Annotated in this window: 9 protein-coding genes; 5 read left to right on the top strand and 4 right to left on the bottom strand. The window is 67.4% G+C overall.

All coding sequences use genetic code 11. The features are described 5' to 3' along the window. Positions 1-1073: DNA topoisomerase IB (locus tag CWO91_RS40470; protein ID WP_130220914.1), on the top strand; the 1073-nt coding region annotated here is incomplete at its 5' end. Positions 1074-1193: 120 nt separating this feature from the next. Here CWO91_RS40470 and CWO91_RS40465 read toward each other — a convergent pair. After that, positions 1194-1649 (bottom strand): SRPBCC family protein, encoded by a 456-nt coding sequence (locus CWO91_RS40465; protein ID WP_130220913.1) that lies wholly within the window; start codon positions 1647-1649, stop codon positions 1194-1196. Between the two features lie 101 nt (positions 1650-1750). On the opposite strand from CWO91_RS40465, the gene CWO91_RS40460 reads away from it, so the two are divergent. Continuing rightward, a complete protein-coding gene (locus tag CWO91_RS40460; RefSeq protein ID WP_165406047.1) occupies positions 1751-2830 on the top strand; it encodes an adenylate/guanylate cyclase domain-containing protein in 1080 nt (359 codons plus the stop codon). A gap of 90 nt (positions 2831-2920) precedes the next feature. Here the strand turns inward: CWO91_RS40460 and CWO91_RS40455 are convergent, their stop codons facing one another. From CWO91_RS40455 to tsaD, 3 genes are read right to left on the bottom strand one after another with little or no spacing between them, the layout of a single operon-like run. Then, on the bottom strand, positions 2921-3334 hold the full coding sequence (locus CWO91_RS40455; protein WP_091882779.1) for an EVE domain-containing protein: 414 nt from the start codon (positions 3332-3334) through the stop codon (positions 2921-2923). Positions 3335-3336: 2 nt separating this feature from the next. After that, positions 3337-4317, bottom strand: a complete 981-nt coding sequence (locus tag CWO91_RS40450) for an NAD(P)H-dependent glycerol-3-phosphate dehydrogenase (protein WP_130220911.1) — start codon at positions 4315-4317, stop codon at positions 3337-3339. Positions 4318-4319: 2 nt separating this feature from the next. Beyond that, positions 4320-5393, bottom strand: coding sequence for a tRNA (adenosine(37)-N6)-threonylcarbamoyltransferase complex transferase subunit TsaD (gene tsaD, locus CWO91_RS40445; protein ID WP_130220910.1), 1074 nt, complete (start codon positions 5391-5393; stop codon positions 4320-4322). 152 nt (positions 5394-5545) lie between these two features. Here tsaD and CWO91_RS40440 point away from each other — a divergent pair, with 152 nt between their 5' ends. The 3 genes from CWO91_RS40440 to CWO91_RS40430 all read left to right on the top strand — a co-directional run. Continuing rightward, entirely contained in the window at positions 5546-6292 is a 747-nt protein-coding gene (locus tag CWO91_RS40440; protein WP_130220915.1) for a uroporphyrinogen-III synthase, read from the top strand. 72 nt (positions 6293-6364) lie between these two features. Further along, positions 6365-7606: a COG4223 family protein gene (locus tag CWO91_RS40435; RefSeq protein ID WP_130220909.1), complete on the top strand. Its 1242-nt coding sequence runs from the start codon at positions 6365-6367 to the stop codon at positions 7604-7606. A gap of 35 nt (positions 7607-7641) precedes the next feature. Continuing rightward, a partial coding sequence (locus CWO91_RS40430; protein ID WP_283811082.1) for a heme biosynthesis HemY N-terminal domain-containing protein occupies positions 7642-8367 on the top strand: 726 nt, incomplete at its 3' end.

The following is an 8367-nucleotide window of genomic DNA, read 5'->3' as shown; positions in this document are numbered from 1 at the left end:
CCGGTTTCAGGCGTCTCAGCCCCAAAAGGACCTTCGACACGACGTCGGCGGCGACGGTCGAGGCGCTCGCCAAGGGACTGGGCCTGCGCCTCGGCGACCAGAACGAGCTGACCATCCGTCGCATCAAGCGCGGCAAGGGCTATTCCTTCGTCCGCCCGAACGGTGCACATATTCGCGACGCCCGCACCATCCGCCGGCTGCACGCCATGGCGGTGCCGCCGGCCTATCGCGAGGTGCGCTACTCCGCCGATCCGAGCTCGCATCTCCAGGCCGTGGGACGCGATGCCGCGGGCCGGCTGCAATACCGCTATCACGCCGACTGGGAGAAGGTCCGCGAGCATCGCAAGGCGCATCGCCTGGAGAAGCTCGTCGGCGCGCTGCCAAAAATCCGGCGCAAGGTCTCGGCGTTCCTGTCGGGCGACGAGCCGACGCGTGAATTCGCGCTCTCGGCCGTCATCGAACTGATCGCCCGCACCGCGATCCGCCCCGGCAACGAATCCTATGCCCGCCTCAACGGCACCCGCGGCGCCACCACGCTGCTCAAGTCCAACGTCACGCTGGAAGATGATTGCTTCGTGCTGACCTTCAAGGCGAAGGGGGGCAAGGCGGTGCGGAAAGAGTGCGACGCCGCCAAGCTGGTGCGCGCCATCGGCATTTTGCGGGGCGTCCCCGGCAAGCGCATGTTCCAGTATCGCGACGCCTACGGCATCGTGCGCGCGGTCAATACCACGCAGGTGAATGCGTTCTTGCGCGAGATCGCCGGCATCAAGATCTCGCTGAAGGATTTTCGCACGCTGATGGCGTCTGCCGTCGTGGTGGAATCGCTGTCGCGGATCACGCCTGCGACCAGCCATCGCGGCCGCAAGAAGCAGGTACTGGACGCGATCCGCGCCGCCGCCGATCAGCTCTCCAACACGCCGGCGATCTGCCGCAGGAGCTACGTCCACGACACCATCGTCACCGCCTTCGAGGACGGCATCCTCGAACGCTTCGCCGCGACCATGAAGGGTCAGCGCTCGCAGGCGAGGCGCGAGCAGCTTCTGGCCCAGGTGGTGGCGACCGCGGCGGTTTAGCGTCGCGCTCCCGTAGGGTGGGCAAAGGCGCGAAGCGCCGTGCCCACCATCCAATCCTAATCTTCGTCTTGAGTGGTGGGCACGCTTCGCTTTGCCCACCCTACAAGAGCTGCACGTCCGCTACGTCTTGTCTGAAACACCCTTATCCGGACCGGGATCGTTGCCAGCCGCTGCGATCGTGAGTCGTTCCAGATAATGCGCCCAGCCCTTTGCATGCGCGGCCGCCTGCTCTTCCGTCGGCAGCCCGCTATGGGTCATCCGCATCAAAGTGCCGCCGTCGTGCTCAATCAGGTCGATCTCGATCAGGCTCGAGCCGGGCGGCACCTCCTGGCCGCCCTCCCAGCCGAACGTGTAGGCGAGACGATGCACCGGCACGACCTCGCGGAAGGCGCCGCGGGCGACGCCGCCGCGCGGGCCGACACCTTTCAGCAGATAGAGCCCGCCGGGATGCGGCTCCGTGCTCGCGTCGGAACCCATCCAGCTCAAAATCTTCTCGGGGTCGGTCAGATACGCGAAAACAGTCGCCCGCGGGGCGGCGATCTGGGTCTCGCGTTGCACTATGAACGGTTCGGCCATCGGCGCTCATCCCTGGGCTGACACTGGGACATGGCGGCGCCAGAGCGGCCCGTCAAGGATTGCCCGTGACAAAGACGGCGTGCCGTCGGCATGATCGAGCCATGCAGCTCTCTCCGACGCTCGCCTGGCTAGTCGACGCCGCCTCAGACAGTCCTGGGGCGGACCGCCTGCTTGCGGAACTCGGCGCCCATCTGGTCGCTGATGGCGTGCCGCTTGCGGCTGGCGCCCTGACGCTGGAGGTGCCGCACCCGCTGATCGCGAAGCGGACCTGGTTGTGGCGCGCCGACAGTGGCCGGGTGATCGAAGCGCTCGGCTTTGCGCCGGGCGGGCTGGCGCCGGACCCGCCCAACGATGCCGGCCGCCGCTGGCTGCGCGACATCGCCGGCGGTGAGGTGCACGAAGACGTGGTCGGCCGGCCCGATGGGCCGTTGCTCGGCTGGATCGGGTCGCGTCCGTTCACCGCAGATGAAATCGAGCAGTTGCGCCAAGCCGCACGTTTTGCCGCGACGCCGCTCGCCGTGCTCGCCGCGCGTGCCACGCTGCGGGCGACGCTGGACGCCTATCTGGGCAAGCGCAGTGCGGAGCGGGTGCTGGCGGCGCCGCTGCGACGCGATCTCGGCGAGACCATTCAGGCCGCGCTGCTCTATGCCGATTTGCGCAGCTTCACCAGCTTGTCGGAGGCCAGTCCGCCGGCCGATGTCATCGCGGCGCTCGATGCATGGTTCGACCGGATCGCCGGCGCCGTTCACGCCTTCGGTGGCGAGGTGCTGAAATTCATCGGCGACGGCGTGCTCGCGATCTTTCCCGTGATCGAGGCATCGCCCCGCCGCGTCTGCGATGCCGCTCTGCGCGCGGCAGGCGCGGCCGAAGCCGGGATGGTGTATCTCAACGCGGAGCGCCGCGGCCAGGGCTTGCCGCCGCTCGCGTTCGGCGCCGCGCTCCATCTCGGCGAGATGCTTTGGGGCAATATCGGCGCTGCCAACCGGCTCGATTTCACGGCGATCGGTCCCGCCGTCAATCTCGCCAGCCGGCTCGAAGGGTTATGCAAGCCGTTGGGGCGGACCGTGCTCGTGTCGGGCGCGCTTGCCGCAGAGACGGATACGCCTCTCATCGCGCTCGGATCGCATTCGCTCCGCGGCATTGCCGCGCCTTGCGAGGTTTTTGCGCTGCCGGAGGCGTAGGGGCGGACGTCGTAGCCCGCATGAGCGCAGCGATATGCGAGTTGCAGTGCTCCCGGATATCGCTTCGCTCATCCGGGCTAGCACCTACAACTAGATCCCACCCATCTTGCAGACGAGTTTCCACTCCTCCGCCGTCACCGGCTGCACCGACAGACGCGAATATTTCACCAGCGCCATGTCTGCGAGCTTCTTCTCGGCCTTGATGGCGGCCATCGTCACCGGTGTCTTCAGCGGCTTGTCGGCCTTGATGTCGACGCAGACGAATTTCTCCGTCTTATCGGTCGGGTCCGGATAGGCCTCCTTGATGATCTCCGCGATGCCGACGATCTCCTTGCCCTCGTTGGAATGATAGAAGAACGCCTTGTCGCCCTTCTTCATGGCAACGAGGTTCTGGCGTGCGGTGAAGTTGCGCACGCCGGTCCAGGCCTCGCCCTTGGCGCCCTTCGCCACCTGCTGGTCCCAGGACCACACCGAGGGTTCGGATTTCACCAGCCAGTACGCCATGTTCATTCCTCTGCCTTGAAGGGGCGCGTCAACAGCCCCGAGATCGCGGCGTCAATCGTGCTCCGGCCGCTCAGGATCGAAGCGACCGCTTCTGATACCGGCATCTCGATGTTTTGCGAAGCCGCAAGCTCGATCAGCACCGGCGCGGTGGATTCGCCCTCGGCAAGCTTGCCTGCGGGCGGGTTCTCACCGCGGCCCAGCGCGAGGCCAAGTGCGAAATTGCGTGATTGCGGGCTCGAACAGGTCAGAATGAGATCGCCGAGCCCGGACAGGCCGGTAAGCGTCTCGCTGCGCGCACCAAGCGCGCGGCCGAGCCGCGTCAGCTCGGCAAAGCCGCGGGTCGTCAGCGCGGCCTGAGCCGAGGCGCCGAGCTTGCGTCCGACCGCAATGCCGACCGCGATCGCCAGCACGTTCTTGGCCGCGCCGCCGATCTCGACGCCGCGGATATCGGTGGAATGATAGGGACGGAATGTCGGCGAGCCCAGCGCCTGCACCAGGCTGCTGGCCAGCGCTTCTTCCTTCGCGGCCAGCGTCACCGCGGTCGGCAGGCCGCGCGCGACATCGTCGGCGAAGCTCGGGCCAGACAGGATCGCGGGCTGCGCGCCCGGTGCGGCTTCGGCGATCACATCGGTCATGAATTTGTGGGTGCCGTGCTCGATGCCCTTGGCGCAGGCGACGACGGGTACCGGCCTTGCGATGTGCGAGGCCAGCAGGTTGATCGCGCCGCGCAGGCGCTGCGCGGGCGTTGCGATCAGCAGCATGTCGGCGCGCGCGGCGAGCGCCAGATCGCTCGTCACGACGATCTCCGGAGCGATCCGCACGCCGGGCAGCCGCGGATTGTCGCGCGTCGAAGCGATGCGCGTCGCATGTTCGGCATTGCGCGCCCACAGCGTTACGTTCCGTCCTGCCCGCGCCGCCACGATTGCCAGCGCCGTGCCCCAGGCGCCTGCTCCGATCACGGTGACGGAGTCGAACGCGGTCATTACTAGAATCCCGCCCGCGTGTTGCCGTAACCCGCCGGTGCCGTCGCGTTGGCGTCGAGCAGCCAGCGTGCGCGGGGCTGCGCTTCCATCGTGTCGGTCATGCCAAGCGCGAGGCGTTCGGCGCCGGCCCAGGCGATCATCGCGCCGTTGTCGGTGCAGAGCGCGGGCGGCGGCATGATCAGCTGGGTCCCGGCCTGCTGCGCGACATCGTGCAGGGCGCCGCGGATGGCCTGATTGGCGGCAACGCCGCCGGCGGCCACGAGTGCGCGTGGCGCGCCGAACTGCTCGCGGAAAAGTTTGAGACCGACGCTCAACCGGTCCGCCGTCGAATCCAGCACGGCGGCTTGAAAACTCGCGCAGAGATCGCTGATGTCCTGCGGCGTAAGCTCGGCGATTCGGCTCGCTTCGTTGCGGACTGCCGTCTTCAAGCCCGACAGCGAGAAATTGGCATCGGGGCGCCCCTGCATCGGGCGCGGGAAGGCGAAGCGCATCGCATCGCCGCTTGCTGCCGCACGCTCGACCTGCGGACCGCCGGGATAGGGCAGGCCCAGCATCTTCGCGACCTTGTCGAAGGCCTCGCCAATGGCGTCGTCGACCGTGGTGCCGAGCCGCACATACTGGCCGACGCCAGTGACGGCGACGATCTGGGTATGTCCGCCCGAGGCGAGGAACAGGCAATAGGGGAATTCGATCCCGTCGGTGAGACGCGGTGTCAGCGCATGCGCCTCCAGATGGTTCACCGCGATCAGCGGAGTGTCGTGCACCATCGCGATCGCCTTGGCGGTGGTGAGCCCGACGATGACGCCGCCGATCAGCCCCGGCCCCGCGGCGGCCGCGACACCGCCCAGTTGGGCGAAGCCGACGCCTGCCTCGCTCATGGCGCGGTCGATGATGCCGTCGAGCAGATCGACATGGGCGCGGGCGGCGATCTCCGGCACCACGCCGCCGAAGCGGGCGTGCTCCTCGACCTGCGACCGCACGATGTTGGACAGGATCTTGCCGCTGCCGTCGGCCGTGCGCTCGATCACGGCCGCGGCAGTTTCGTCGCAGGTGGTTTCGATGCCCAATACCAGCATTGGCGAATTGTTATCCAATTTGCGCCCTTGCGCTCATCCGTAAAGCAGAGTTCTGGTACGTCCGGTAGCATTCCGGGGCTGGCTTGCGCAATCGTCACGCACGGCCGGTCCTCGTAAATGCGCCACCGCCACGTGGTTCGGGAACACCAGCGATGTCCATTCTTGTCACACGACCGCATCCCGACAATGAGGCGACGGCGGAGAGTTTGCGCGCGCGGGGGCATGTGGTGCTGCTTGCCCCGGTGCTCAAGTTCGAGCCTGTCGCCTTTCATGACGAGAGCGAGACGAACTATAACGGCGTCATCGTCACATCGGCCAATGCGGTCCGTGGCGTCGCGCAGCAATTGCGGGACCTTGGTTTGTTGAAGCTGCCGCTGTTTGCGGTCGGCGAGCACACGGCTACTGCGGCACGCAATGCCGGCTTTGCCGAGGTGATCGTCGCCGGTGGCGATGCGGCGGCCTTGCGCGACAAGGTGGTGCAGAGTGCACGCGACAAGGTGCTGAAGAAAAAGAGCACGCTGCTTTACCTGGCGGGTGCCGATCTGTCGCGTGACCTAGGCAGCGAGCTCGGCGCCGAAGGATTCAATGTGGTCACGCAGACCACTTATCGCATGGCTCCGGTCAAGTTGCTGCCGCGCGAAGTTTGCGACGGCTTTGCCGCCCATGGGATCGAGGCGGTGCTGCACTATTCCCGGCGCAGCGCGCGGGCGTTCCTGGACGCGGCGCGGGATGAAGGTGTCGAAATCTCGGCGCTGGCTATACCGCAGTGCTGCCTGTCCGAGACAGTTGCGGGCGTGCTGCGCGAAGCCGGCGCGTCGCAGGTTCTGGTGGCGGCGACGCCGGACGAAAATGCCCTATTCGACACCTTGGAGCGTGCTTTGCGCACCCGTTTGGCGTAAGAGGTCGGGCCGAATCCGACGCAATCGGATCCGAAGGATCTGTGCAAGGTATGGATGTGAGGAACCGTCACGATGGTCGATGACAAGCCTGAAGACGCAGGATTGGCCCCCGACAGCGGTCGTGCCAAGCGCACCCCGCCCACCATCGACCTCGAGGCGACCGAAGTCTCGACCCAGCCGCAGCAGGCGGCGGGCGAGCCCGAGGCTCAGGCGGCGCCGGAGCGCGCCGAGACCGAGCCGGCACAATCCGAGCAGGTCAAGTCCGAGCCGGCGGATGCTGAGCCGGAGCGCGATGAGGCGCCGGCCGCTGTTGCATCCGCGCCCGTCTCTCCGCCGATTTCGCCCTGGGTTGTTGCTCCGCTCTCCGGCGCTGTCGCAGCGGCAGTCGTGATCGCGGTCGGCTGGATGCTGGGCTGGCCCGCGGTGCAGGCGCCGCCTGCCGCACCGCAAGTCACGAGCGCGACCGTCGATGCGCTGAGCGGCCGCGTTGCCGCGGTCGAAGCCAAGGCCGGCAAGCCCGTCGCCGACCCGGCGATGGCGGCCCGGATCGACGCGCTGGACAAGTCCGTCAGTAGCCTGCGCAGCGACATCGCCAATCTGCGCGCACAATCCGACAAGGCGGCGAGTGCACTGAACGACGTGAAGTCCGCTCCAAGCGCTGCCGCGCCCGATCTTGCAGCCCTCAACGACCGCATCGCGCAGCTCGAGCGCGCCGGCAGGACCGAACAGGCCGAACTCGCGCAGCAAGGCGAGAAGATCGCCGACGCCAAGACGATGGACGACAAGCCGCTGCGCCATGTGGTGGCGGCGGCCTTGCTCGACGTCGCCGTTCGTCATGGCGATCCCTATCAACAGCAATTGGCCGCGGCGCGGTCACTGGCGGCCAAGCCCGACACGCTGAAGCCGCTCGACACTTTTGCATCGTCAGGCATCCCGACGCCGGTCGCGCTGAGCCGCGAGCTTCTCAACATCGTGCCGAAATTGTCGCCGCCGGCGGAAACCCCGGCCGGCGGCAGCGGTATCGTCGAGCGCCTCCAGGCGGGCGCGTCGAAGCTCGTCCGCATTGAACGCACCGACGGCGTCGGCAATGATCGCGGTGCGATCGTGACGCGTGTCACCGCGGCGGCGCTACGCAACGATTTCGCGGAGGCACGTCGCGAGCTGAAGTCGCTGCCGGAGGCCGATCGCGCCGCGGCGCAAGTCTGGCTCGACAAGGCCGATGCTCGCGACGCCGCGCTCGCCGCGTCCCGCAAATTCGCCGACGATGCCATGGCGGATCTCGCCAAATCTGATCCGGTCAAGCCTGCTCAATAAGGTTCGCGCAACAATCAGCGCGTATAGGGATCGTCATGCTTCGCATCGTCCTCTTTCTCATTCTGATCGCACTGGCGGCGGCCGGCGGAGCCTGGGTTGCCGATCAGCCCGGCGATTTGGTCCTGACCTGGGGCGGTCTTCGTGCCACGACGACGTTTCCCGGGTTCGTGCTCGGGCTCGGCATCTTCGCAGCCGCGATCGTGCTGGTCTGGAGCATCCTGACCATGATCTGGCGCACGCCGGGGCGTTTGCGCCGCCGTCGTCATGAGAAGCGCCATGCCCGCGGTCGCCACGCCATCACCCACGGCCTGCTCGCGATCGGTCATGGCGACACCGCGCTCGCCCGTCGGCATGCGGAAGCGGCGCGGCGGCATGCGCCGAACGATCCGCTCGCGCTGCTCTTGCACGCGCAGTCGGCGCAGCTCGAAGGCAATCGCGATGAAGCGCAGCGCGTCTTCCGCGCCATGGCCGAGCGTGAGGACACGCGGCTGCTCGGCCTGCGCGGCCTCTTCATCGAGGCGCAGCGCGCCGACGATGCGGTCGGCGCCGTGATGATCGCCGAGGAAGCCATCAAGCTGTCGCCGTCCTCGACCTGGGCCTCGCAGGCCGTGCTCGGCTTCCGCTGCGCGCGCGGCGACTGGAGCGGCGCGCTCGCGATCCTCGATTCGAATCTGTCAGCTAGCCTAATCAACAAGCAGACCTATCGCCGGCAGCGCGGCGTCCTGCTCACCGCGCGCGCGCTGGAATTGGAAACCATGGAC

The sequence above is a fragment of the Bradyrhizobium genosp. SA-3 genome, from assembly GCF_004212635.1.
Classification (GTDB): Bacteria; Pseudomonadota; Alphaproteobacteria; order Rhizobiales; family Xanthobacteraceae; genus Bradyrhizobium.
The sequence above is the reverse complement of the archived record's forward strand: the minus strand, read 5'-3'. Positions and strand labels throughout refer to the sequence as shown.